We start from the raw sequence: 24,115 nt of genomic DNA on the forward strand, positions 1-24,115 counted from the left end.
GCCCCTGAAGGCCTTCGGTCGGTGTCCGTGTCGCTCTGACTCGAAGAAAGTTACGTGAGTGATTCGCGAGATGCAAATCGCCTGGTCACGGCGTGTCGAACAGTGCGAAAGGCCGGCACATCGCTTCCATGCACGGCCACGAATACCTCCAGAGTGCGCCCGAGCCGGCCCGATGGTCGTGTCGGCAGGCGTACCGGAACGGAGTAGCTCGTGCCCATCGCAGCAGTCGACTACAACCATGTGCGACTCACTGTCAGTGACATCGCGACCTCGCGGAAGTTCTACGACGACGTCTTCGGTTTCGAGGTGGCCTTCGAGCTCCCGCCGAACCCGGACGAGGCGACGAAGGAAGCGCTGGGGTTCCTCTTCGGCGGAGTCATCTACAAGTTCGGCGGCGGGCTGCTCGGTCTGCGCCCCGTGGCTCCGGGTGACGACACGTTCGCCGAGGACCGCGCCGGCCTGGACCATCTCAGCTTCAGTGTCGCGTCGTTGCAGGATCTGCACGACGCCGCCGCACTGCTGGACACCCTGGGCATCGAGCACGAGCCGGTGAAGGATCTCGGTGACGCCGGCATGGCGATCCTCGAGTTCCGGGATCCCGACAACATCGCCCTGGAGATCGCCGGTCCCAACAGCTAGTCAGTCCGAGGCGCGCTTTCGCTCGTCTCTCGCTGCCATCCGGGCCTCGAGGTCGACGGCATCCAACTTGTCGGCTTCCTCGAGGGTCGGGGCCGTCCCCCCGAGACGGGCAGGTACCCAGTACTCACCGGCGGGGTGCTCGTAGTTCTTCTGGATCTCGGCAAGCATCGACTGCATCGTCGTGCGCAGGTGTGTGGTCAGCTCGTCGGCGGAGGTATTCGCTGCGATCGGCTCACCCACCCTGATGGTGATCGGGGTGTTCGTGCGGCCGAGACGCTTCGGGAACCCCTTGGTCCACACACGCTGAGCACCCCAGATGACCATGGGGATGATCGGAACCCCGGCTTCGATCGCCATCCGGGCTGCCCCGGACTTGAAGTCCTTGATCTCGAAGCTACGACTGATGGTCGCCTCGGGATACACGCCGACCAGTTCACCGCGCGCGAGTGCGTCCACTGCCGACCTGTACGACTCGGCGCCGGCGCCGCGATCCACGGGAATGTGCTTGAGCGCCCGCATGATCGGGCCCGACTTCGAGTTGTCGAAGACCTCTTTCTTCGCCATGAACCGGATGTACCGCTTGTGCTTACGCGCGGGAAGGCCGGCGTAGGTGAAGTCCAGATATCCGGTGTGGTTCACCGCTATCACCGCACCGCCCTGCGCGGGAATGTTCTCCGCGCCGGTCACGGCGAACTTCAGGCCCTGAGCAGCGAAGACCGTGCGGGCGATGCCGATGATGGTGCGATAGACAGGTTCCACAAACAGCAGCGTAGCGGTAGCGCTACCGCGCAGCGGAGATCCGTACGACCATCTTTCCGGTGTTCTCTCCTCGGAGCATGCCGAGGAAGGCGTCGACCGAACGGTCGATCCCGTCGACGACCGTCTCGTCGTAGCTGATCCTGCCGTCGGTGAGCCATGCGGTCATGTCCACGGCGAACGCGGGGAACCGGTCGAAGAAGTTGCCCACCGTGAAGCCGCGCAGCGTGAGGCCTCGGGTCACGATGTTCGACATGTTGTCCGGACCGGGAGTCGTCCCTACCGTGTTGTAGGCAGAGATCGCACCGCACAGTGCAGCGCGTCCGCCGTCCTTGAACGAGTCCAGTGCGGCCTCGAGGTGGTCGCCACCCACGTTGTCGAAGTACACGTCGATGCCGTCCGGAGCCGCTGTGCGCAGCTGGTCGCGAACCGGAGCCTGCTTGTAGTCGAACGCCGCGTCGAAGCCGTACTTGCCGGTCAGAAGGTCGACCTTCTCCGCCGAGCCCGCAGAGCCGATGACCCGTCCGGCGCCGAGAATGCGGGCGATCTGACCCACCGCGCTTCCTACTGCTCCGGCAGCGCCCGACACGAACACCGTGTCGCCCTGCTTCATCTGGGCGATGTCCTGCAAGCCGACGTACGCGGTCAGGGCCGTCATACCGAGAATTCCCAGGTAGGCCGAGATCGGAACGCCGTCGATCTCACGGACCGTACGGAAAGCCGAGGCCTCTCCCTGCGCGATGTCACGCCATCCCAGCTGATGCACCACGACACTCCCCACAGCGACGTCGTCCGAACGGCTCTCGAGAACTCGGCCGACGGCGCCACCGGTCATCGTCTCGTGGAGAGCGAAGGGCGGCACGTACGACTTGACGTCGTTCATGCGACCGCGCATGTACGGATCCACCGACATGAAGTCGTTCGCGACGCGCACCTGCCCCGGTTCGAGGTCGGGAAGGTCGACGGTGACAGTGGAGAAGTTGTCTGCGGTGGGCCACCCGGTGGGGCGGGACACGAGCTGGATCTGGGTGCTCTTCACGAAATACTCCTTTTGTGGATCGTTCGGTACAGTAAATACCGTACGCCTCACCGACGAAGGGTGACAGATGGGTAGGAGAGCGACGTTCGATGCCGCGCAAGTTGTCACTGCTGCGCGAGACGTGTTCTGGAACAGAGGCTTCGAAGGCGCGTCTCTGCCCGAACTCGAGGCGGCGACAGGGCTGTCCCGATCGAGCATCTATCACGCGTTCACCAGCAAGCGCGGCCTGTTCGACGCAGCGGTGCAGGACTATCTCGACACGGTGGTGGCACCGCGGCTCGCCTTGTTGCGTACCGACGACGGTCTGGACGCCTACTTCGCGTCGATGGACGTCGAACTCGACGCCCTCGATGCCGACGCACCACGTCGCGGCTGCCTTCTGGTCAACACTGCTGCGGGATCCGCCGCGCACGACGACACCCTCGCTGCCGTCGTCGACGCCTACCGTCGGCGACTGACCGATGCCGTCACGGACGCCCTGGTGAACCGGGGTGACGACGATTCCGAGAATCGGGCTCGCATCCTGGTGACGATGAGCTCGGGCGCACTTCTGCAGGCACGCGTCGACCGGAACGAGGCACGCGCGATCATCGCCTCGGCACGGAAGTTGGCGCGGTCCTGGGAATCGTGAGCCGACGCGGACATCGGTACCGTCGAGTAAGTGGATATCGACCGGTGGCGTAGCCGACTCCCCGTGACCAGAGCATCGGACGGTGAGCTCGTGGGGTGGACCGTCTCCGACATGGCTCGCGACGACGGCGAACTCGTGGACGCCGTCAACCCTGTCGGCCACGTGATCGCCCAAGATGTGCAGCTCGAGGCGGCGATCGACGTTCTCGAAACGCGCGGGCTGAGTTCGCTGTCCGTTCCCTACTGGGCGCGTGCGCCGTTACCGCTGGTCAGCGAGCTGGATCTCCGGCGTGCGACACCGGAATGGCAGTGGCGTCGGATGGTCATGACGCAGTTGGACGACACCAAGGTGTGGATCCGTCCCGCCTACCCGTCGTATCCGGAGCGGATGGTGGAACTCGCCGTCCCGCTGCCGGCGGACGACGTCCTGGTCACCGAACCGCCGACACGGGACGAGTAGCGAACCCGCACTGCTGATTCTCGGCCTCACAGATGCACGTGAGCGCACCCGATCGATCGGAAACCTGCGACACGGCAGATCCAGTCACGATCGGGTGCGTTCACGTGCAATATGGCTATGAGGTCGGCGGACGCAGGACGTCGGTGCCGACGAACGGGACGAGCGCAGCCGGGATCTTGACGCTGCCGTCGGGCTGCTGGTGGTTCTCGAGGATCGCGGAGATCCACCGAGTCGTCGCCAGAGTCCCGTTGAGCGTCGCGGCCGTCTGCGGCTTGCCGTTCTCGTCCCGGTACCGGACACCGAGTCGACGCGCCTGGAACGTGGTGCAGTTCGAGGTGGACGTGAGTTCACGGTAGGTGTTCTGCGTGGGAAGCCATGCCTCGCAGTCGAACTTGCGCGCAGCCGACGATCCCAGGTCGCCGCCGGCGGTGTCGATGACGCGGTACGGCAACTCGACCGCGGCGAGCATCTCCTTCTCCCAGCCGAGGAGCCGCTGGTGTTCCGCGTCCGCGTCCTCGGGACGGGTGTAGACGAACATCTCCACCTTGTCGAACTGGTGGACACGGATGATGCCGCGGGTGTCCTTGCCGTAGCTGCCGGCCTCGCGGCGGAAGCACGACGACCATCCCGCATAGCGCTTCGGGCCGCCGTTCAGATCGAGGATCTCGCCCGAGTGGTAGCCGGCGAGGGGCACCTCCGACGTGCCGACGAGGTAGAGGTCGTCGTCGCCCAAGTGGTAGATCTCCGACGAGTGCGCGCCCAGGAAGCCGGTCCCGGCCATGATCTCCGGCCGCACGAGCACCGGTGGGATGACCATCGTGAACCCGTTCGACACTGCCTTCTGGGCGGCGAGCTGCAGCAGACCGAGCTGCAGCAGTGCGCCGTAGCCGGTCAGAAAGTAGAACCGAGCGCCCGACACCTTGGCGCCGCGCTCCATGTCGATGATCCCGAGAGCCTCGCCGAGCTCGAGGTGGTCCTTCGGATTCTCGATGGTCGGGATCTCACCGATCGTCTCGAGGGTGACGAAGTCGTCCTCGCCGCCGGCCGGCGCGCCCTCCTGCACGATGTTGGAGATCGCACGGTGTGCGGTGTCGAGAGCCGCGTCGGCGGCATTCTGCTCGGCCTCCGCCTCCTTCACCCGTGCGGCGAGCGCGGACGCCGTCGCGAGAAGTTCCGGGCGCTCGTCGGGAGTGGCCTTACCGATCTTCTTACCGAACGCCTTGTGCTCGGCACGGAGGTTGTCGGCAGCCGACACGGCGGCCCGGCGCGCGGTGTCCGCCTCGAGCAACGCGTCCACCAGGGACGGATCCTCACCACGGGTGCGCTGCGACTGACGGACGGCGTCGGGGTCCTCGCGGACAACTCTGAGGTCGATCACGGGACGTCAGCCTACTGGGGCGATGTGGTCACCCTCGTCCGAGGACGTCCAGGTAGTCCTCTCGGCCGAACATGCGCGCGGCGTCGACCGCGGTCGGATGCCCCGCATCGGCGTCGGCTCCGGCGTCGACCAGTGCCCGGACGACCTCGTCCTCCCCCTTGAACACGGCACCGGCGAGCGGGGTCTGACCCTTGTCGTTCGCGCGGTTCACGTCGGCTCCGCGGTGCGCGAGGGCCACGACGCTCTCGGCGTGACCGTGATAGGCCGCCAGCATCACCAGGGTGTCCCCGGATCCGTTCGTCAGATCCACGGGCACGCCCGCGTCGACGTACGCGGTGAGTGCGGCGGTGTCGCCGCTGCGTGCCATGTCGAACACGCGCGTCGCGAGGTCCTCGATCCCGGCCTCGAGCCCGGTGTCCTCGGTATCAGCACCACTCATACCGTCCGAACCTACCGGCAGGCATGATGGAGCCGATGTCTCCGAAGCCCGAAGATCCCACCCCGAGCCCGTCCGGCGAGGACGGCCCGGTGGTCGACGACGCCCCGACGTCCGAGATCGCGACACCCGACGCGTCCACATCCGACACGTCCGCGCCCGACGCGGTGGTACCCGAGGCATCGACGGCCGACGAGACCGACACCGCGACGGACGAGAAGAGTGGTCCCCGCACCGTCCAGGCCTCGAACGCCCGTCGGCTGCTCGCCCTGGTCGCGATCGGCGCCATCGGAGCCGCCGCCGTCACCATCGGTGTGTCCGGTGGGTTCGACCGGAGCGAGAAGCTCGCCACACCGTCCACGGCAGGAACCGTCGGAACCGCGTCGACGACGTCCTTCGGCTCGTCCGACGCGGGCGACTGCCTGCAGTGGACCCCCACCGACGACCCCGACACCGACCGCCAGGACCTCGCCGAGGTGAGTTGCGCGGAGCCGCACCGCTTCGAGGTCGCCGAGACGGTGGACCTCGGGGTGTACCCGGTCGCCGAGTTCGCGACGGGATCGCCGTATCCCGACGCGGCCCGCTTCGCCTCCCTGCGCGACGAACACTGTGAGACCGCGGTGCAGGACTACACCGGGGGCCGCTTCGACCCCACGGGCAAGTACTCGGTCGGCCTCATGTTCCCCAGCCAGGCCGGGTGGGCCGCGGGCGAGCGCGCGATCCGGTGCGGCATCCAACAGACCGGCGCGACCAGCGCGCTGCAGGTGATGACCGGCAGCGTCGCCGACCAGGACCAGTCGATGGTCTGGGAGACCGGTAGTTGCGTCGGCGTCGAGTCGGGCGTGCCGACAGACCCGATCGACTGCACCGCTCCGCACGCCTTCGAGGTGGTGTCGGTGGTGGATCTCGCCGCGCAGTTTCCCGGCGGACTACCGTCCGTCGAGGACCAGGACCGCTATCTCGAACCCACGTGCACCCAGGCGTCGGACGCCTACCTGGGCGGTCCGGACGTTCTCCGGGAGAAGACGTTGACGCTGTTCTGGGACAACGTCGACGCCTCGAGCTGGTTGGCGGGCAGCAAGAAGGTGAGCTGCTCCATCGGCAAGGAGGTCGAGTCGGGCGGGTTCGCGTCCATCGTCGGCTCGGCGAAGGGCGACATCACCATCGACGGCGCCGCGCCGGTTCCGCCGCCTCCCGTTCCGGACGGCCGCAGCCTGCCGATCCCGCTCCCCGGAGCGTCTCCCCTGCCCGGTGCGTGACGTGTCGGTCAGCATGTCCGAAGCGGAGTTCGAGAACGCGGTCGGCGATGCGCTGGACACTCTCCCGGACGAGCTGGCCGCATACATGAACAACGTCGTCGTGCTGGTCGAGGACGAGCACCCGACCGAGGATCTCCTGGGTCTGTACGAGGGCGTCGCTCTGACCGAACGGTTCGAGTACAGCGGGCACCTGCCGGACGTCATCACGATCTACCGACTGCCGATCCTCGACATCGCCCGTGACGAGGACGACGCGCGACGCGAGATCGCGGTGACCGTCGCCCACGAGATCGGGCACCACTTCGGCATCGACGACGATCGCCTGCACGAACTCGGCTTCGGCTGAGCTCCGTTCTCCACCCGCGGAACCGATTCCCGCCGTCGCGCGTCCAAGTCTCGAGATCCGACCGGACGCTCGAACGGAGACCCCATGCCCGGCCACGTACTCGTCGATCCCGAGGCGCTGCTCGCGGCCGCGTCGGAACTCGATGCCGCGGCGATGCGCCTGGCATCGTCTCTCGCCTCCGCGTCCGTCGCGCTCCGTCCTCCTCCCGCGGGCAGCGACGAGGTGTCCGCGCTGGCTGCACGCTACTTCTGGTCGACCGCGCAGTCTCTCGACACCTCGACGTCCGCGGCGGTGACCGAGCTCCGCGAGACGGCGGCTGCCCTGCGAGTCCAGGCGGCGGCCTACCGCGAGGTCGACGCGTCGTTCTCCACGGCCCTGACCGCGGGCACCGCGTGACGGCCGGGCCCACCGGGGTGTTCTGGCTCCCGCGTACCGCGGCGGTGAACTCGGCCGCACTGCTCGCGGGTGCCGGCCCCGCTCCGCTGGCCGCCGCCGGCACGGCGTGGGCCGCGGTGGCCACGGCACTCGCCGCGGCCACCGCGACGGTCAGCGGTGTCGCGTCCGCACTGGCAGCCACGTGGGACGGGGATGCCGCCGACGCCGCCGGAGCGGGGATGACGGCGTTCGCGACGTGGGGCACGGGAGCGGCGCAGCACGCCGCGGCCGTGTCCGCTCGGGCCGCCGCCCAGTCCGCGACGGTGGTGACCGCGCTCGCCGTCATGCCGACACTGCCGGAGATCGCCGCGGTGAAGGCCGGACGCACCACCGCGTACGCCACCGGCGGCGCCCTCACCGGCGCGGCGCAGGCTGCCGATGCCGCCGACGCCGCGCTCGATCTCCGCGCCGCCCTGGTCATGGGGGCGTACGAAGCGGCGACGGCGCCGCTCGCGCTCGTCGACGGTCTGCAGATGCCCCCGCAGATCACCACGGCGGTCACCGCGGTCACCTCCACGGTCATCTCTGCTGTCCCCGGTCACGGGCCGGTGCCGGGCGAGGCCGGGACACCGCCGTCGGACGACAGCGGATCCGACCGGCAGAAGCATGGATTCTCGGACGGGGCGGCGCACCAGGGTCACCGGTCGCCCCTCACCACGGACAGCATCGGACACGATGCCGCCGTCACGAGGGCGGCGTCGCTGATCCAGCAGATGCCCGCGCAGGCCGGGTCGACGCTGTCCTCCGTTCTGTCGTCGGCACCGCAGGCCGGTGCGGCACCGACGATCACCCACGCTGTGCCGCAGCAGGTTCCGATGGTCGCCACCGGGTGGGGTGGCGGCGGCGGGCGAGGTGGCAGCGGACAGGGTGGCTCCGTGCACGCCGCCGGTGGCTCGTTCGCACGGACGCCGTCACCGTTCCTCGGTGCGGGCGTCGGATCGGACACGGCGGTGTCAGCGGGACAGGACGCGTCCGTGTCCGGCGCCGCGCACGCCCGGTCGCCGTTCGGCGCGGGACTTCCCATGGGCCACAGCAGGCTCGGCTCCGACGATGTCGTGCACGCCCGCAGGACACCTGCCGTCGTCGAGGAGGAGGCGGGAGTTCCGGTCGTGCCCGCCGTCATCGGGGCGCGGCGATGAGCGCGGCGCCGGTGCTGGGCGGGGACGTCCCGCTCGAGGGTTCGCTCACGCTCGACACGGACGAACTGACGTACCTACTGGGGGCGATCGGAGGACGTTCTCTCCCTGCCGTTCTCGGATGGCACCCGGCCGGCGCGACCGTCTCCGATCGCGCGACCGTGCTCGCGAGTGCCGCCCGACGCCTCGCCGATCGACTCCTGGTCGCGGCCGACGGCCGCCCGCACCGTGCCCTGGCCGCGATGCTCCGCGCGGCGGCGGCGCCTCGCTGGAGTGTCGACGTCCGCATCGTCGGCCACTCCACCGGAATCGAGAACGGGCGTGGGTGTCTGTGCGGCAACGACATCGACGATCCGGTGTGGATGACCGCGAGCGAGGGATCGGTGACGATCACGCGGGTCGACACCGACGTGGCCGCCCTGATCGCGGCCTGGCTCGGCGACGCCGCAGGAGCGCCGATCGATCCGCTGACCGAGTACACCGACGTCCTCACGGCCGGTATCGAGGACGTCGTCCCGCACTGCACCCGCCACACCGAGATCGTCGGACTCCGACACGATCACGGTGTCACCACCACGGTCGACCCGTCGATCGCGGTGTACGACAGCGACTCCGGCCGTGTCGTCGCGACCACGGTCCAGGATCCGGCCGGACGATCGAGCACATCCGTGCGATCCGCGACACCGGTACGCACCGTCGGAGCACTCCGCTCGCTGATCACCTCGCTGGAACGGCGCTCGATACTCGACGACCACCTGGTCCGTGTGTCCGCTCAGCCCATCGGATCGTCGGGAGTGCGGCTGCCCTTCGTCTCGAACGGGGGCGTGTAGTCGCCCCAGCGCACGCAGTCCCAGGCCGAGACACCCTCGGCGGGAACCAGTTCGACGGTCCCCGTGTTGTCGAGATGGTTGTCGGCGGCGAAGTCGCGATCGATCCCGGACAGCACCGCGGCGACGAGCCGAATCGCAGCACCGTGACTCACCACGTGGACGGTGGCGGAATCGTCGCCGAGGTGGGTGGCGCGGAGCTCGTCCAGTACAGGCACGTAGCGGGCGAGCACCTCGGCGCCGGACTCGCCCCCGGGCAGGCGGGCATCGAGGTCACCGTCCAGCCAGGCGCGATACACCGAGGTGAAGCGGGCGTGGTCCTCCTCGGCGCTGCGGTCCTCGAGGTCGCCGACGAACGTCTCCTGCAGACCGTCGCGCACCGTCAGCGGCGTGCCGGTCGCGTCGGCCAGGTACTGCGCGGTCTGACGTGCGCGGACGGCGATGGATGACACCACGGCGGCCGGCGTCTGCGTGACCGTCCGGGCGTACTCCTGCGCCTGTCGGTGTCCGAGCTCGGTCAGCTCCGCGCCGGGCGGCAGGGTGTCGAGACGACGAGCGACGTTCGAGTGGGTCTGACCGTGCCGCACCAGGACGAGTCGGCCGCTCACCGATCTCCCCGTCGCAACGCGTCCAACCAGTCCCGGCCGCGGTCGTCGGTGGGGCGAGGACCGCCGGCGGCGACGTGCGCGCTGGGCCAGGAGCCGAGGAACCGCACGTCGGTTCGCGAGTGCAGGACCCGCAGGGCGTCCGCCACCGCGACGTCGTCGATGTGGCCGACGCAGTCGATGTAGAAGCGATAGGTGCCCAGATGGGTACGGAGAGGGCGAGACTCGATGAACGTCAGATCGATGTCGCGCGTGCTGAACTCGGCCAGCGCGGACACCAATGTGCCGGGCCGGTTGGCGGGAGTGAGCACCACGGCAGTGCGATCCGCACCCGTGGGCGCGGGCGGCGGGCACGGGCGCGTGACGTACACGAAGCGGGTCCGTGCGTTCTCCACGTCGGCCACGCCGTCGGCCAGTACGTCGAGTCCGTGCCGTCGGCCCGCCAGACCGGTGGACACCGCGGCGTCGGCGAGTCCGGCCGCGACGTCCTCGGCCGCACCGGCATTGGACGACGCGAACTCCACCTGAGCATCGGGCATGGTGGCGGCGATCCACTGCTGGACCTGGGCGGCGGCGTGGGGGTAGGCCCGGATCGTGCGGACGTCCGCCATGGCGGTGCCCGGACGAGCGACGATGGTGAAGGCCACGTCGAGTTCGGTCTCCGCGAGGATCTGCAGCCGGTCCCCGATCGCGAGCGCGTCGAGGGTGGGCGGGACCGAGCCCTGCACCGAGTTCTCGATGGGCACCACCGCGCCGTCGGCCGCACCGGAGCGCACCAGTTCGAGGGTGGCGGGCGGGCTCGACGCACTCACGCGCTCGACGGGAGCGCCGAACGCCCCGTCCGCCTCGAGCTTCCCCAGGGCCATCTCGGTGAACGTTCCCGAGGGTCCGAAGTAGGCGATGCGCACCCCGGTCACGCTACGCGTCCCCCGCCGCGTCGCCGGTGATCTCGTCGATCCGACGGCGAAGTTCGTGTGCGATGTTCCCGGCGTTCGGCACCAGGACACCGAGAAGGACCTCTCGGGTCGCGGCCGCGGCGTCGGGATGGAGGGCCACCAGCGTGGCCAGATCCGGGGAGCGGAGCGCCCTGCGGACGTCGTCGCCGCGCAGTGCGGCCACCGTTCCGGCGAGCACGGCGAGCACCGAGGACGTGTCGGTCGCGACGGCGAAGAACCCGTGTTCCGCGTGCGCGACGACCGCGAGGAAGTCGGCGACCCGATCCTCGGACCACCCCGCGTCCAGGCCGGGATGCCGACCGGCCCGATCGACGAGCGCCGTCGTCTCCACGACGTCGCCGTCCGGACAGAGCACGACGACGGACGAGCCCGGCGTGATCGCCACCGCGTCGCCCAGCTGCTCGGCGGTCGCCTCGACCACGTAGGCGCGCACCGAGGGCGGCTCGTCGGGCGGAGCCACGTCCAGTCGTACGAGGAACCGTTCGAGGGCGGCCGAGTCGTCCACCGCACTCAGTGGGACACAGGCCGTTCCGACGAGTGGGTGCGGTTCGAGGGCCTCCGCCGTCGCCACGTCGTCGACGGTCGCGACGAGCAGGTCGGCGAACAGGGCCTCGGGATCTCGGCGGGGGCGCACGCCCAGGGTCAGCATCGTGGGCACGCTCCGAGTCTAGTTCGACGTCTTGCGCACCGGCGCGAGGGCTGGTTAGCTAACCCTTACCTAATTACTTCCACCCGAGGGGGCCGTCATGAACGGTGTCGTCACCACCACCGCGCCGTCCACCGCCGAGCGGGTGCGCAGCGTGTGTCTGCGTGCCGAGCACACCGTCCTGGCGGTGGAGGGCAGCGCACCCGTCGCCACGACCATGCACTTCCTGCGCTCGCCAGGCGAGATCGTCATGGTGGTGCCCGCGGACAGCACCGTGGGGGCCGTGTCCTTCCAGGCCGGCTCCGCGGGGATCCCCGCCGTGCTCGAACTGACCGACCACACTCCCCTGGACCTGCGCGAACCCGTGCGCTCGCTGGTCTGGCTCAGCGGTGAGCTGCGCCGCGTCCCGGACACCGCCGAGCGCGCGGTCGCCGCGGCGGTCGCCTCCCAGTACCCGCACGCCGGACTGCTCGACATCGGACACAGCGGCATCCTGCTGCGTCTGCTGCTCGAGTCCGTCGTCGTGGCCGATGCAACGGGGGCGGAGCCGGTGCCGGTGCGCGACCTCATGAACGCCGATCCCGATCCGTTCTGGGAGGTCGAGGGAGGCTGGCTGCAGCACCTCGACAGCGAGCACTCGGACATGGTCGAGCAGATCGCGCGGCGACTCCCACCGTCGTTGCGCATCGGTCGCGCCCGGCCGCTGAGCATCGACCGCTACGGCGTCGGGATCCGGGTGGAGGGGCAGGGCCAGGACCACGATGTGCGGGTGCCGTTCGCGAACCCCGTGTCCGACGTGACCGAGCTCGGTCGCGCGCTGCGCGTGCTCGCCGGATGCCCGTTCATGAACGGCCTGCGGGCGCGCGACCACCACTGACCACGACCCTCGAGACGGGTCACGGGCACAATCGACCGGGTGCATCCGGAGAAGACACCCACCACCGAGTCGCCACGGTCGATCCGGATCGAGATCGTCGTCGTCCTGCTGTTCACGTTCGGGCTCAGCGGACTGTCGAGCATTCTCTCTCTCGTCGAGAGCGCGCTCGAGCAGGGCGCCCTGTCGGACCAGACCGTGGCGATCAACGTGCCGCAGTCGACTCTCGGACCGATCGACTTCCTCCGTCAACTGATCGGCGTCGTCCGGCTCTGCGCATGGGGGGCACTCGGTCTGTACCTGTTGTGGCGCAGCGGAATCGGGCCACGCGCCATCGGCTTCGCACGTCCCCGCCTGCGCCCGCACGTGCTGCACGGCGTGGGGCTCGCCGCGATCATCGGCATCCCGGGCCTGCTGTTCTACCTCGTCGCCGTCGCACTGGATCTCAACGTCACGGTGCTGCCGAGCACCTTGAACGACGTGTGGTGGCGCCCGATCACGCTGACGCTCTCCGCGGTGGCCAACTCGGTCGCCGAGGAGGTCCTGGTGGTGGCGTGGCTGATCTCGCGGCTGCGCGCCCTCGGGTGGACCGACAACCGATCGCTGCTCGCGTCGGCCGTGTTGCGCGGGAGCTACCACCTCTACCAGGGCTTCGGGGCCGGCGTCGGCAACCTCGTCATGGGTCTGATCTTCGGCCGGTACTTCCAGCGCACCGGTCGACTGTGGCCCCTCGTGATCGCCCACGCCCTCATCGACATCGTGGCGTTCGTGGGGTTCGCCGCCCTGCGGGATCACGTTTCGTGGCTGCCGGGCTGACAGGTCGGCCGGTTAGAGTCGCCGGATGAGCCAGCAACCTCCGTACGACCCGCGGCGGCGACCGCCACCCCCTCGCCGTCCGGGTTCGGAGGAACCGCCGGTGGTGCGGCGACGGGCGGGCAGCCCTCCGGGGTGGGCCGACCAGACCCGTGTGCAGCGGGGTCCTCAGCAGCCACCACCCCGGCAGGATCCGCGGGCGTGGTCGGCGGTTCCCCCGGCGCGGGACGCGCCACGGCGTGACGATCGGTACCGGGACGACCGGCGACCGTACGACGACGGGCGTGGGCCGGCCGATCGAGGCCGCGCCCCTGCTCCCGCCCCGGTTCCGCCGCGCCAGGTGCCGCCCGAGCCGACGCGTCGACGCAGGCGGCCACGGTGGGGTCGCCGCATAGGCATCGCCCTGGTGGTGTTGCTCCTGCTCGTCGTCGGGGGCGCCGTCTGGGCGGACACGTCGCTGTCCCGAGTCGACGCGCTCGGGAACTACGAGGGTCGCCCGGGAGACACCCCGGGGACCAACTGGCTGCTCGTCGGATCGGACAGTCGTACCGGACTCACTCCCGAGCAGGAGGCCGAACTCGCGACCGGTGGGGACATCGGTGCGGGCCGGACCGACACGATCCTGCTGATTCACGTGCCGGCGAGCGGCCCGACCACGATGGTCAGCCTCCCGCGCGACTGGTACGTGCCGATTCCCGGCAACGGCACCGACAAGCTCAACGCCTCGTTCTCCCTCGGCGGCGCGCCGCTGCTGGTGCAGACCGTGGAGGGTGTGACGGGCCTGCGCATCGACCACTACGCCGAGGTGGGCTTCGGCGGGTTCGCCGACATGGTCGACGCGATCGGCGGGGTGGACATCTGCGTGCCCTACGACATCGTCGACCCCCTGGCAGGAATCGATCTGCGTGCGGGCTGCCAGGAGCTCTCGGGTCCGCAGGCGCTCGGCTTCGTCCGCAGCCGCGCGACGGCACTCGCCGACATCGATCGGATGAACAACCAACGACTTTTCCTGTCGTCGTTGCTCTCGAAGGCGACCAGCCCGACCACCTTCCTGAACCCGTTCCGAGCGGTGCCGCTGGTACGGGGGGTCGTGAAGTCGCTGCAGGTCGACGACGGCGACCACATCTGGAACCTGGCCTCCCTCGGCTGGGCGCTGCGCGGGGAGATGGTCACCACCACCATTCCCGTCTCCGGGTTCGAGGACGTCGACGGCTCGGGCAACGTCCTGCTGTCCGACCGCGAGCGGGCGTCCCGGTTCTTCGAGCTCCTTGCCACCGATCAGCAGCTGCCCCCTGACCTCGTCGGGGGCGGATGACGCGTCCCGACGGACACGCTCGACCCAGTACCGTGTGTCGTCATGAGCCTCGACGACGTGTCCGCTGCCTCCGACGCCCGGGATTCCGGGGTGTTCCACGACAGGGAGTCCAGCGCGTTCCACCTTCTCCTCCGTGAGCAGGTGCGACACGAGTTCACCGCCTCGCAGCAGTACATCGCGATCGCGGTCCACTTCGACGGGGCGGATCTGCCGCAGCTCGCCGCACGGTTCTACGCCCAGGCCGACGAGGAACGCGGCCACGCCATGATGATGATCCAGTACCTGCTGGACAACGACCTCGAGGTCCGGGTGCCCGGGGTCGACGACGTCGTGAACGCGTTCGGGTCGGTGCGCGAGCCGGTCGAGCTGGCGCTGCGGCAGGAGAAGAAGGTCACCGAGCAGATCACGACGCTGGCACGCACCGCCCGCGACACCGGCGACTACCTGGGCGAGCAGTTCATGCAGTGGTTCCTCGCCGAGCAGATCGAAGAGGTGGCGTCGATGACGACGCTGCTCACCATCGTCGACCGTGCCGGCGAGAACCTCTTCCACATCGAGGACTTCATCGCCCGCGAGATGACGAGCGAGTCCCGCGGCGGCGGCAACGCGCCGAGGGCCGCCGGGGGACTCGCCTGATCGTCAGCGCAGGGTGACCTGGCGGCTGCGCAGGCCGTCACGGGCGCGCCGCTGCTCGGAGGTGAGCTCGCTGGTGTCGGCCAGGGTCTCGTCGAGCCTGCGGCCGAGAGCCGCTGTGCCCGTTGCCCATTCGTCGGGATGAACCTCGGGATCGAGGTCGAAGACGGGCACGAGCAGGCCGTGGGTACGGAACGAGCCGGCGAAGCGCGATCCCTCCCCCACATGCAGTTCACCCACCGACTGCAGGCGAGCCAGCGCGATCATCAACTGATCCTCGTCCTCGGGGCGGACCCAGCGGATGTGCGCCTTGTCGCCGGCGTCGACCCACCAGGCCGCGGACACACCGTCGGCCGTGATGCGGGCGGACGGGAGGATCGCACCGTTGGCGCGCTCGATGGTGGCGTCGACCTCCGGGTCCGCTCCCGCGCCCTCCGGGATCCACCACGAGAAGTCCTTGTGGACGGTGATGTCCAGGGGCGACGTCGCGTCCACGAGTTCCTTGAGTGCGGGCGTCTCGGCGGACGGGTTCGACGCCGCCGTCGAGGTTCCGGGCGTCGCCGAGGAGGCCCACACGACGGAGGCGGCGAGGTCGGCCGACAGATCCTCCGAGAAGGTCTGGACCTGCATCGCGACGAACGCGTTCTTCTGCTCGTCGTCACGCACGAGTGCGGCGACGGCACCGGGGAGCACGGTCGCGAGGGTGAAGGGACGGTCGCTTCCCGTCACCGGGAGGGATGCCGACGCGGAGGCGACGAACTCGCGCATCGCCACGATGTCGCACTCGAAGGCGAGGCCCTCGAACGGCCGCACCGGCGCGGACGACAGCGCCTCACGCTCGGCTCTGCGCTGCTCCAGCAGCTCCGCGCGTCGACTGTCGGGCTTCGGTCCGCTGTTTCTCTTGCTCTTCTTACCCACGAGCGTCGAACCTACCGGGTGATGCTGTCGTCCAACCACGCGAGCGCCCGACCCGGATGATCGGTGGCGAGCCAGCGCACCCCGAGGTCGTGGCACAGATGCACGTCCTCCTCGGTGTTCACGGTCCAGCAGTACGTCGCTCGACCGGCCGCCGCGGCGTGATCGACCAGGTTCGGATGATCACGCAACGTCTTGATCGAGGGCCCGACCGCCGTGGCGCCCACCGTGGTCGCGGCGCCGCCGCCGATGTAGCGCGACGCGGTGCCGAGCAGCACGGTCGGCAGCATCGGAGCCGATCGCCGCACCCGCCACACCGCCGAGGGCGCGAACGACATCACGACGGCGCGGGACAGGGACGCCGACCCGGGTCGGCCGATGCCGAAGCGGTGCAGTTCCGCCAGCACGGCGTTCTCGATCAGGCCTCCGTAGCGCACCGGGTGCTTGGTCTCGATGAAGATCTTGGCGGGCTTCGCCTTCCACGCCAAGACCATGTCGATGAGGTCGCTCAGCAGCAGCACGTTCGCCGGATCGTCGGCTGTCCCGTAGTCGTGGCCGGACAGTGCCTCGTAGGTGAGGGCACTGACGATCCCGGTTCCCGACGACGTCCGGTCGATCCGTCGGTCGTGGACGCACACCACCCGGCCGTCGCGCGTGAGCCGCACGTCGCACTCGACGCCGTCGGCCCCCTCGCGCAGTGCCTGTTCGTACGCCACCAGTGTGTGTTCCGGCCGCGTTCCCGACGAGCCACGATGCGCGACGACGAGGGGTGTGGCCTCGTGTGCGGAGTAGATCATCGGACGTCGGCGAGCTGGTCGGGTGCGGTGTCCTCCGGGGCCGGGGTCGTGTCGGACACGGGGGTGGTCGGCAGGACCGTCCATCGCGTGAGGGTGCGGGTGTCGCCGCGCACGGTGCGGCCGTCGGCTCGGCGGATCACGGTGAGCGTGAGGGCGGCCACCCCCGCGGCGACCAGGTCGGTGATCGCGGTGAGGACCACACCGTTCGCCTGCGCCTGGATGCCGTCGACGGTGCGCCACGCGACAGTTGCCGCGATCAGCAGCCAGTTGCCGACCCAGGCCGCCCACCACCACGGCACCAGACGCTCGAGTCGGAGCCGGTGCTCGCTCGTGCAGACCAGCTCCGTGAGGAAGACCCCGGGCAACAGCAGGGTGACGATCGGCAGCAGCGATCCGAGGTACAGGGTCCGCGTGCGCCGCGGATCGGTGAGTCCGTGACGGGCGTAGGCGCTCCGGCGCAACCGGACCACGCGGGCGACCGTCGCCACCGCGGCGACCAGACCGACTCCGAGGGACAGGAACGACAGGCACCACACGGCGGCGTCCGACAGTGCGAGGACCGCGGCGGGCATCAGTCGGTCGCGACTGACGAGCAGCACGACGTACCGGGCCAGCTCGGCGACGGCCGCCGCGACGAACAGGGCGACGGTCGCCGTGAGCAGGGAGGTCGAGCGCCGGGCCAGCCGGTCCGTGGCGCTCTCCGGCGCACTCGGGTGCGGGCGCGGCGCGATCGGCAGACCCCAGGTGGGCATGACGTCGTAACGGGGGGTGGGGGTCGGCACCCGGCGGGCACGGCGCCGCGGCGCGGATCCGGGCGCGGAGGCCACCCAGCGGAAGTTACGACGGACGGCCATGGGCCACTGCCCGACCGGGGCAGTCGACTGCCCGACCGGCACCGGGGAGAGCAGGACCCCGTGGCAGACGGGACACCACTGCCGCGGCGACGGCCCCACGTCGATGCGCCGTGTGCAGCGCGCACAGATCTGGAACCAGGCCACCGGCCGAGGAGCGGTCACGGCGTCAGTACACGGTGGCCGGGCGACCGGCGTCGTCGACGACCGGGAGGCCGGCCTGCTGCCACGCCACCATGCCGCCGTCCACGTTCACCGCGTCGACTCCCGCGTGCTGCAGGTACTCGACGACGCGGGCCGAACGCCCACCCTGGCGGCACACCACGTAGAGGGTGCCGTCCACGCTGATGTCGGCCATCCGCGACGGGACGTCGCCCATCGGGACGTGCAGCGCGCCGGGAGCGTGCCCGGCGGTCCACTCGTCGTCCTCACGGACGTCGAGCAGGGCGGCGCTGGGACCGGGCTCCGGGACGTCGGAGACGGACACGGACGGTACGGATCCGAAGCTCACGCACTCGATCCTGTCACGCCCCTCGCCCCGGTGCCACCGTCGATCACCAGCCGCTCTCGAACCGCCCGCTCTCGAACCGTCGTGCGCCGCGGGCCACCACCCACGTGGTCCCCACCTTCGCCGCGGGCAGGGTGCCCGCCGCGATCTGCGCGAGCACGGCCTGTCGGGAGATCGCCCGCTCCGCCGCCACCTCGGACACCGACGACCACCCGTCGGTGGGCGGCAGTCCGGACACCGACTCGTGGTCTCGTGCCGAGCGGACGGACAGCGACACGAGGTCGCGACCACCGGCGAGATCTCGCAGCAGAGCCGAGGCGAGGGTGACGGCCTGCGGCAGGCCGTCTGCCGAGAGTGTGACCACCAGGCGCGCGCGGCCGAGATGGCTCCGGGTGAGGCGTCCGCGAAACGGCGCGACCGCCGAGGCCAGGGAGTCGATCTCCGCTGCGTGCAGGTCGTCGAGCGCGGCGGACAGTTCGGCCTCGGCGGTGAAGTCCATGGGGAGCAGTATTGTCGATCGGCATCTTCGACTTCCTACGGAGGTTGCTGATCGACAATCACCATCCCCATCATCCACAGAAACATCCACAGAAACGGGACTCGATCCCGTTTTCTCCGCGTGTGTCGCACCCACGGTCGCTCCCCGACTCCGGCACGCCCTTCTACTGTCGAACCATGGACCTCAGAATCTTCACCGAACCGCAGCAGGGCGCGACCTACGACGACCTGGTCCGCGTGGCGCGCGCCGCCGAGGACTTCGGGTACGACGCCTTCTTCCGCTCCGACCACTACCTGGCGATGAGCACGGACGGTCTCCCCGGACCCACGGACGCCTGGATCACCCTGGCCGGCATCGCCCGGGAGACCTCCACGATCCGCCTCGGCACCCTCGTCACCTCGGCCACCTTCCGGTACCCGGGTCCCCTGGCGATCTCGGTCGCGCAGGTCGACGCGATGAGCGCCGGCCGCGTCGAACTGGGGCTCGGAGCAGGCTGGTACGCAGAGGAGCACGCGGCGTACGCGATCCCGTTCCCGTCGGTGGGCACGCGCTTCGATCGCTTCGAGGAGACCCTCGCGATCGTCACCGGTCTGTGGGGCACTCCCGCGGGTGAGACGTTCTCGTACCAGGGCGACCACTTCACCGTGACCGACTCACCCGCTCTGCCGAAGCCGGTGCAGAGTCCGCCGCCCATCATCATCGGCGGCATGGGGAAGAAGCGGACGCCGGAACTCGCCGCGCGTCACGCGACGGAGTTCAATCTCCCGTTCGCGGACACCGACGCGACGGCGACACAGTTCGACCGGGTGCGCGCAGCGTGCTCCGACATCGGCCGTGATCCGTCGTCGATGACGTTCTCCAACGCGCTGGTGCTGTGCTGCGGCACCACCGAGGACGAGATCGCCCGCCGCGCCGCCGCGATCGGACGGGACGTGGAGGAGCTCCGGGCAAACGGCGCGGCAGGGACGCCTGCCGAGATCGTCGACAAGCTCGGAACGTACGCCGAGCTCGGATCCACCCGGTTCTACCTGCAGATGCTGGACCTGTCCGATCTCGACCACATCGAGCTGGTCGCCGCCGAGGTGATGCGTCAGCTGGCCTGAGGGCCGGAGGTCGGGTCACTCGAGGTCGGCTCGTTCGCGGTCGGGGCAGGCGTCCGCGGATGCCCCGACCAGTGGCGGGCGATCCACCGTGCCGCCGGCGTCTCGACGTAGCGATACACCAGATCCGAGAGCACACCGGTGATCAGCGCGAAGACGAGCACCGCGACGGTCGCACCGAGATGCGGCTCGACGAGCGAGTAGATGCGGTAGAGCACCAGAGTGTGGACCAGGTAGATCGTGTAGCTGCGCGTCGCGAGCCAGTGGATCACGCGCGAGCGGCCGAACGCGGTGTCGGTGGGAGCCACCAGCACCACCGCGACGACGAGCACCAGCACCGTCCACAGGTGACCCTGTTGACCGACGTGGAAGGCGTCCACCGTCGTCGCGTACCGGATGACGGCGAACTGGGCGAGACCCGCGAGAAGAAGGGCCCGCCACGACGCCAGCCGGGCGAACGCGAGGTACACGATCTGGCCCAGGAAGACGGTGGGCAACGTCGCCGCGACCTTGTCGACCATGGGGATCGTGTACTCGTACGGCACCAGATCGGTGTAGAGCAGGATCAGCCAGCACACGGCCGCACCGACGATCGGAACCAGCACGGGGCGGGACGCGAGCACCCGGCGCATGCTCACCGCGTACACGTAGAAGACCCCCTGGACCACGAGCGTCCAGGTGACCCCGAGGACCACGACCTCCGGGCGCACGAAGAAGCCGCCGAGCACGAAGCTCATGGCGGCCTCGGCGTTGCTGATGCCCACGGTCTGCGAGAACATCCCGTTCACCCCGAGGCGAACCAGCACGATCGCGGCGAGGACCGACAGCCAGAACACCGGGAGCAACCGCGCTGCCCGCCCCACGAGGAAGGCGCGCGGCGAGTTGCGGACGACGGACGCGGTCGCGACCAGTCCGGTGAGGATCATGAAGAACGCGACGCCCACGAACGAGAGATGGTGGTTCAGACCGCCGTGCTCGACGAACACGAGGGTGACGACGTCGATGAGCCACCACGGTGTTCCGAGATCATCGACCAGGAAGTACGAGATGTGCGAGTACACGACGGTCAGGACCGCCAGCGCACGCAGGATGTCGACTCCGCCGAACCGGATCCGCGGCGGATCGGCCGCCGTACGGACGGAGACCACCCCACCGTCCGAGTCGGGCGTCGAGGAGGTCATCACCCTCGATCTTAAGGTTCCGTTCACCTGTCGGTCGAGTTCGCCCACGTCATCGCTGCGCGCGGGCAAGGGGACCACGGTCCGCATCGGTGCGTCTGCGCTGCACTCCGACTGCGTCGAACTCTTGCGCGAGGTGTACGAATGACGTTGGCTGGGTAACGCCAGCAGTCAGCTACAACAGATGCAAGAGAAGGGAAACACGTGTCCGAGTACACACTGCCCGACCTCGACTACGACTATGCAGCTCTCGAGCCCCACATCTCCGGGGAGATCAACGAGCTGCATCACTCCAAGCACCACGCCACCTACGTCGCCGGCGTGAACACCGCACTGGAGAAGCTGGCCGACGCCCGTGACAAGGACGATCACGGCTCGATCTTCCTGCAGGAGAAGAACCTCGCGTTCCACCTCGGTGGCCACGTGAACCACTCCATCTGGTGGAAGAACCTCTCCCCCAACGGTGGAGACAAGCCCGAGGGCGAGCTCGCGGCCGCACTGGACGACCACTTCGGCTCGTTCGACAAGTTCCGCGCGCAGTTCACCGCCGCGGCCAACGGTCTGCAGGGCTCCGGCTGGGCAGTGCTCGGCTACGACACGCTGGGCAAGAAGCTCCTCACGTTCCAGCTGTACGACCAGCAGGCGAACGTGCCGCTCGGCATCATTCCCCTGCTGCAGGTCGACATGTGGGAGCACGCCTTCTACCTGCAGTACAAGAACGTCAAGGCCGACTACGTGAAGGCGTTCTGGAACGTCGTCAACTGGGCCGACGTGCAGCAGCGCTTCGCCGCAGCCACGTCGCAGACCTCGGGTCTCATCTTCCCGTAGTCCCGCCGCACAGTCGTACCGCGAATGCCGCGTCCCACGAGGGCGCGGCATTCGTCGTCTCACCCGCCACATCTGGCACTCGTGAGCACTTGTGTGCCAGCGCGATGGTGGTGTTCTCTTCCTCTACCCGACGTTGTGTGCCGATGGTCCGCGCACGTTCCGCGCAGGCCGTCCCGCTCGATGCCGGCCAGTGCGAGGAGAACGTCATGACCAGTCCCGATCGTCGCATCATCGGTGTGGCCCCGTTCCACGCCTCGGGAACCCTCCGCGGCTTCGTCATCTCCGGCCGGTGGCCCGACACGACGAAGGAATGGGCGCAGCTTCTCGCCTTCACGGTGCGGGTCGCGTCGACCCCCGGCCTGCTGGACACCAGCACCGTCTTCTGTGTCCGCGAGGAACTGCCCGACGACCCACACGAGGGGACCGTGGGCATCGTGTTGTCCGAGGGCCCCGTCATCGGGGACCACGCGGTGACCCCCGAGCGATTCGCGCTGCATCAGCCGGCCGCGCTGATGATGCTGCATCCGCCGTCGGAGACGATGCCGACGCTGCCGGAGTGCGCGGGGGCCGCGTCGGGGTGCGTGCTGTTGCCGGGTCTGCCGCACCTCGGGCTGGACCATCGTGCCGCCTGGGTCGAGGCCGAGGCGGACGGCACCGTGACGTCGATGATCAGCCGTGTGGGCCTCGATCCCATCAGCCATCCCGATACGGCCGTCCTCGCGATGTTGCTCGCTGCATGACACGACAAATTTCGGGTAGCCGAACAGGTTTGTCGAAGTTGCAGAAGCCTGACCAGGGCTTTAGCGTGGAGATCAGCGAAGGGGAGTAGCCCCCGATCATCCAGTCGACATACTGGCGCGCACCGGTTCGCCGGAGCGCTCCCGGCTCGGTGAACCGAGCTGCCACCCACGTGGCAGCGGGTGGGCGAGACCTTTCGTCGACCGGCCGGCCTCCGGCCTTCCCGCACCGGTCCCGATGACCGCACGGTGCGCTGCACCGAGCGTCGGCCAGGTTCTCCCCTCGTGTCGGCCGACGCGCCCTGTCCTGGAGGTTCGACGTGCTCGCCGCCCTGCTGCTCAGCTTCGGAGTCATCTTCGTCGCCGAACTCGGTGACAAATCCCAGCTGATGGCCATGACGTTCGCCCTGAAGTACCGCTGGTGGGTCGTCATCGGCGGCATCACGGTCGCCACGACGCTCGTCCACCTCGTCTCCGTCGCCGTGGGCCACTACCTCGGTGTCGCGCTGCCCACGCACCTGATCGGCATCGTCGGCGGCGTCGCGTTCCTGGTCTTCGGCCTGTGGACGCTGCGCGGCGATTCGCTCGACGACGAGGAGAAGACGAAGGCCGACCGGGTGACGAAGTCCGCCTTCATCGCCGTCGCGTCCGCCTTCTTCCTCGCCGAGCTCGGCGACAAGACGATGTTGGCCACCGTCACGCTCGCCTCCGACAACGACTGGGTCGGCGTGTGGATCGGCTCGACGCTGGGCATGGTCGCCGCCGACGCTCTGGCCATCGTCATCGGCGCGACCCTGGGCAAGCACCTGCCCGAGCGGCTCATCACCCTCGGTGCCGCGACCCTGTTCTTCGTCTTCGGCGTGTGGCTGATCCTCGAGGGGCTGCTTCCCGGCACACCCGTCGGACTGATCGCCGCAGCCGTGGTCCTCGCCCTCGGTATCGCGGCGACGAGCTGGACTCTCACTCGTCCGACGGCAGACCGGCATTCCGACGATGAAGTGACCGCATCTCCGCGCTGACCTCCGGTACGGGCCCCCGCACCCGGATCCGCGGCGCCACGTCGCCGATGGGCAGCGCGGCGACAGGGCCCGGCTCCAGACCCCACTCCGACCGCCACGCGGTGAGCTGAGCACTCGTCACCGCGACGACGATGTCGCCGAGCCCCACCCACGCGTGCGCCGCCGAACACATCGGGCAGTGCTCCCCCGATGTGTACACCGTGGTCCGGGCGCGCTCGTCGGCCGTCAGGTTCCGCACGGCCCACTCCACGATCGCGAACTCGGGATGGCGCGTCGAGTCCCCGCCGCCCACGCGATTGCGGTCCTCGAAGAGCACCTGACCGTCCGCGTCGACCAACACCGACCCGAACGGCTCGTCACCGGCGTCGAGTGCCTCGCGCGCGAGCGCGACACAACGCCGGACATGGACCTCGTCTGCCGAACCGGGGAACGTCATGTCCCGAGTCTGCACCCACCGACTAGGGTTCGTTTCAGTGAGCGGCCGGTAACCGAGTCGGCCG

30 protein-coding genes are annotated in these 24,115 nt (G+C 69.3%); 16 read left to right on the plus strand and 14 right to left on the minus strand.

Features of this window, described 5'->3' with window-relative positions; all coding sequences use genetic code 11:
* The first annotated feature begins 210 nt into the window (after positions 1–210).
* Complete coding sequence (locus QRN16_RS09820; protein WP_027507307.1) at positions 211–639, plus strand: VOC family protein; 429 nt, start codon at positions 211–213, stop codon at positions 637–639.
* Here QRN16_RS09820 and QRN16_RS09825 read toward each other — a convergent pair whose 3' ends face one another.
* Both QRN16_RS09825 and QRN16_RS09830 read right to left on the minus strand, forming a co-directional pair.
* Positions 640–1,398: a lysophospholipid acyltransferase family protein gene (locus QRN16_RS09825; protein ID WP_285186207.1), complete on the minus strand. Its 759-nt coding sequence runs from the start codon at positions 1,396–1,398 to the stop codon at positions 640–642.
* Positions 1,399–1,420: 22 nt separating this feature from the next.
* Positions 1,421–2,434: an NADP-dependent oxidoreductase gene (locus QRN16_RS09830; RefSeq protein WP_285186209.1), complete on the minus strand. Its 1,014-nt coding sequence runs from the start codon at positions 2,432–2,434 to the stop codon at positions 1,421–1,423.
* A 67-nt stretch (positions 2,435–2,501) separates the two neighbouring features.
* Here QRN16_RS09830 and QRN16_RS09835 point away from each other — a divergent pair, with 67 nt between their 5' ends.
* Positions 2,502–3,065, plus strand: coding sequence for a TetR/AcrR family transcriptional regulator (locus tag QRN16_RS09835; RefSeq protein WP_285186211.1), 564 nt, complete (start codon positions 2,502–2,504; stop codon positions 3,063–3,065).
* 63 nt (positions 3,066–3,128) lie between these two features.
* The gene (locus QRN16_RS09840; RefSeq protein ID WP_285186213.1) at positions 3,129–3,524 is read left to right on the plus strand and encodes a hypothetical protein; all 396 of its coding nucleotides are present in this window, start codon (positions 3,129–3,131) and stop codon (positions 3,522–3,524) included.
* Positions 3,525–3,639: 115 nt separating this feature from the next.
* On the opposite strand, the gene serS is transcribed toward QRN16_RS09840, so the two are convergent.
* Both serS and QRN16_RS09850 read right to left on the minus strand, forming a co-directional pair.
* Positions 3,640–4,902 carry a serine--tRNA ligase gene (gene serS / locus QRN16_RS09845; RefSeq protein WP_222632571.1) on the minus strand — a complete coding sequence of 421 codons (1,263 nt, stop codon included), beginning with the start codon at positions 4,900–4,902 and terminating at the stop codon, positions 3,640–3,642.
* Between the two features lie 28 nt (positions 4,903–4,930).
* Positions 4,931–5,341: an ankyrin repeat domain-containing protein gene (locus QRN16_RS09850; RefSeq protein ID WP_027507313.1), complete on the minus strand. Its 411-nt coding sequence runs from the start codon at positions 5,339–5,341 to the stop codon at positions 4,931–4,933.
* Positions 5,342–5,376: 35 nt separating this feature from the next.
* On the opposite strand from QRN16_RS09850, the gene QRN16_RS09855 reads away from it, so the two are divergent.
* From QRN16_RS09855 to QRN16_RS09875, 5 genes are all read left to right on the plus strand, one after another.
* Positions 5,377–6,597 (plus strand): septum formation family protein, encoded by a 1,221-nt coding sequence (locus QRN16_RS09855; protein WP_081821501.1) that lies wholly within the window; start codon positions 5,377–5,379, stop codon positions 6,595–6,597.
* Between the two features lie 13 nt (positions 6,598–6,610).
* Positions 6,611–6,943 carry a metallopeptidase family protein gene (locus tag QRN16_RS09860; protein WP_081821502.1) on the plus strand — a complete coding sequence of 111 codons (333 nt, stop codon included), beginning with the start codon at positions 6,611–6,613 and terminating at the stop codon, positions 6,941–6,943.
* 84 nt (positions 6,944–7,027) lie between these two features.
* Positions 7,028–7,339 carry a PE domain-containing protein gene (locus tag QRN16_RS09865; RefSeq protein ID WP_027507316.1) on the plus strand — a complete coding sequence of 104 codons (312 nt, stop codon included), beginning with the start codon at positions 7,028–7,030 and terminating at the stop codon, positions 7,337–7,339.
* A complete protein-coding gene (locus tag QRN16_RS09870; RefSeq protein WP_285186226.1) occupies positions 7,336–8,517 on the plus strand; it encodes a PPE domain-containing protein in 1,182 nt (393 codons plus the stop codon). The genes QRN16_RS09865 and QRN16_RS09870 overlap by 4 nt, the downstream gene beginning before the upstream one ends.
* A complete protein-coding gene (locus QRN16_RS09875; RefSeq protein WP_285186228.1) occupies positions 8,514–9,344 on the plus strand; it encodes an ESX secretion-associated protein EspG in 831 nt (276 codons plus the stop codon). The genes QRN16_RS09870 and QRN16_RS09875 overlap by 4 nt, the downstream gene beginning before the upstream one ends.
* Here the strand turns inward: QRN16_RS09875 and QRN16_RS09880 are convergent.
* The 3 genes from QRN16_RS09880 to QRN16_RS09890 are packed head-to-tail and all read right to left on the minus strand — an operon-like array spanning position 9,287 to position 11,560.
* Positions 9,287–9,949 (minus strand): histidine phosphatase family protein, encoded by a 663-nt coding sequence (locus QRN16_RS09880; RefSeq protein ID WP_285186229.1) that lies wholly within the window; start codon positions 9,947–9,949, stop codon positions 9,287–9,289. The two genes, QRN16_RS09875 and QRN16_RS09880, sit on opposite strands and share 58 nt — an antisense overlap.
* Positions 9,946–10,863, minus strand: a complete 918-nt coding sequence (pheA, locus tag QRN16_RS09885) for a prephenate dehydratase (RefSeq protein ID WP_268788538.1) — start codon at positions 10,861–10,863, stop codon at positions 9,946–9,948. The genes QRN16_RS09880 and pheA overlap by 4 nt, the downstream gene beginning before the upstream one ends.
* Before the next feature lies 1 nt (position 10,864).
* Positions 10,865–11,560: a hypothetical protein gene (locus QRN16_RS09890; RefSeq protein ID WP_285186236.1), complete on the minus strand. Its 696-nt coding sequence runs from the start codon at positions 11,558–11,560 to the stop codon at positions 10,865–10,867.
* Between the two features lie 88 nt (positions 11,561–11,648).
* Between QRN16_RS09890 and QRN16_RS09895 the strand changes: the two genes are divergently transcribed.
* Genes QRN16_RS09895 through QRN16_RS09910 form a run of 4 tightly spaced genes read left to right on the plus strand, consistent with a single transcriptional unit; the run spans position 11,649 to position 15,186 of the window.
* Positions 11,649–12,425 carry a DUF2470 domain-containing protein gene (locus QRN16_RS09895; protein ID WP_285186238.1) on the plus strand — a complete coding sequence of 259 codons (777 nt, stop codon included), beginning with the start codon at positions 11,649–11,651 and terminating at the stop codon, positions 12,423–12,425.
* Between the two features lie 30 nt (positions 12,426–12,455).
* A complete protein-coding gene (locus QRN16_RS09900) occupies positions 12,456–13,238 on the plus strand; it encodes a CPBP family intramembrane glutamic endopeptidase (RefSeq protein ID WP_051613717.1) in 783 nt (260 codons plus the stop codon).
* Positions 13,239–13,263: 25 nt separating this feature from the next.
* A complete protein-coding gene (locus QRN16_RS09905) occupies positions 13,264–14,550 on the plus strand; it encodes an LCP family protein (RefSeq protein ID WP_285186243.1) in 1,287 nt (428 codons plus the stop codon).
* Between the two features lie 42 nt (positions 14,551–14,592).
* On the plus strand, positions 14,593–15,186 hold the full coding sequence (locus tag QRN16_RS09910) for a ferritin (RefSeq protein ID WP_081821499.1): 594 nt from the start codon (positions 14,593–14,595) through the stop codon (positions 15,184–15,186).
* A gap of 3 nt (positions 15,187–15,189) precedes the next feature.
* Here QRN16_RS09910 and QRN16_RS09915 read toward each other — a convergent pair whose 3' ends face one another.
* Genes QRN16_RS09915 through QRN16_RS09935 form a run of 5 tightly spaced genes read right to left on the minus strand, consistent with a single transcriptional unit; the run spans position 15,190 to position 18,753 of the window.
* The gene (locus QRN16_RS09915) at positions 15,190–16,101 is read right to left on the minus strand and encodes a DUF5926 family protein (RefSeq protein ID WP_285186248.1); all 912 of its coding nucleotides are present in this window, start codon (positions 16,099–16,101) and stop codon (positions 15,190–15,192) included.
* Positions 16,102–16,112: 11 nt separating this feature from the next.
* Positions 16,113–16,895 (minus strand): glycerophosphodiester phosphodiesterase family protein, encoded by a 783-nt coding sequence (locus QRN16_RS09920; protein WP_056440745.1) that lies wholly within the window; start codon positions 16,893–16,895, stop codon positions 16,113–16,115.
* Positions 16,892–17,911: a DUF4328 domain-containing protein gene (locus QRN16_RS09925; protein WP_285186254.1), complete on the minus strand. Its 1,020-nt coding sequence runs from the start codon at positions 17,909–17,911 to the stop codon at positions 16,892–16,894. The genes QRN16_RS09920 and QRN16_RS09925 overlap by 4 nt, the downstream gene beginning before the upstream one ends.
* A gap of 4 nt (positions 17,912–17,915) precedes the next feature.
* A complete protein-coding gene (locus QRN16_RS09930) occupies positions 17,916–18,257 on the minus strand; it encodes a rhodanese-like domain-containing protein (RefSeq protein WP_204869490.1) in 342 nt (113 codons plus the stop codon).
* Between the two features lie 43 nt (positions 18,258–18,300).
* Positions 18,301–18,753, minus strand: coding sequence for a hypothetical protein (locus tag QRN16_RS09935; protein ID WP_285186258.1), 453 nt, complete (start codon positions 18,751–18,753; stop codon positions 18,301–18,303).
* Between the two features lie 176 nt (positions 18,754–18,929).
* Between QRN16_RS09935 and QRN16_RS09940 the strand changes: the two genes are divergently transcribed.
* Entirely contained in the window at positions 18,930–19,856 is a 927-nt protein-coding gene (locus tag QRN16_RS09940; protein ID WP_222650014.1) for an LLM class F420-dependent oxidoreductase, read from the plus strand.
* Here QRN16_RS09940 and QRN16_RS09945 read toward each other — a convergent pair.
* Positions 19,844–21,034, minus strand: coding sequence for an acyltransferase family protein (locus QRN16_RS09945; protein WP_082544258.1), 1,191 nt, complete (start codon positions 21,032–21,034; stop codon positions 19,844–19,846). The genes QRN16_RS09940 and QRN16_RS09945 overlap by 13 nt on opposite strands.
* 201 nt (positions 21,035–21,235) lie before the next feature.
* On the opposite strand from QRN16_RS09945, the gene QRN16_RS09950 reads away from it, so the two are divergent.
* The 3 genes from QRN16_RS09950 (at position 21,236) to QRN16_RS09960 (ending at position 23,615) form a co-directional block, all read left to right on the plus strand.
* Positions 21,236–21,859 carry a superoxide dismutase gene (locus QRN16_RS09950; protein WP_027507329.1) on the plus strand — a complete coding sequence of 208 codons (624 nt, stop codon included), beginning with the start codon at positions 21,236–21,238 and terminating at the stop codon, positions 21,857–21,859.
* Between the two features lie 206 nt (positions 21,860–22,065).
* On the plus strand, positions 22,066–22,599 hold the full coding sequence (locus QRN16_RS09955; RefSeq protein ID WP_285186271.1) for a peptidase: 534 nt from the start codon (positions 22,066–22,068) through the stop codon (positions 22,597–22,599).
* 317 nt (positions 22,600–22,916) lie between these two features.
* Positions 22,917–23,615, plus strand: coding sequence for a TMEM165/GDT1 family protein (locus QRN16_RS09960; RefSeq protein WP_222632541.1), 699 nt, complete (start codon positions 22,917–22,919; stop codon positions 23,613–23,615).
* On the opposite strand, the gene QRN16_RS09965 is transcribed toward QRN16_RS09960, so the two are convergent.
* Positions 23,557–24,051 carry a nucleoside deaminase gene (locus tag QRN16_RS09965; RefSeq protein ID WP_285186274.1) on the minus strand — a complete coding sequence of 165 codons (495 nt, stop codon included), beginning with the start codon at positions 24,049–24,051 and terminating at the stop codon, positions 23,557–23,559. The two genes, QRN16_RS09960 and QRN16_RS09965, sit on opposite strands and share 59 nt — an antisense overlap.
* Positions 24,052–24,115: the final 64 nt, after the last annotated feature.

This window comes from Rhodococcus sp. MEB041 (assembly GCF_030208955.1).
Taxonomy (GTDB): domain Bacteria; phylum Actinomycetota; class Actinomycetes; order Mycobacteriales; family Mycobacteriaceae; genus Rhodococcoides.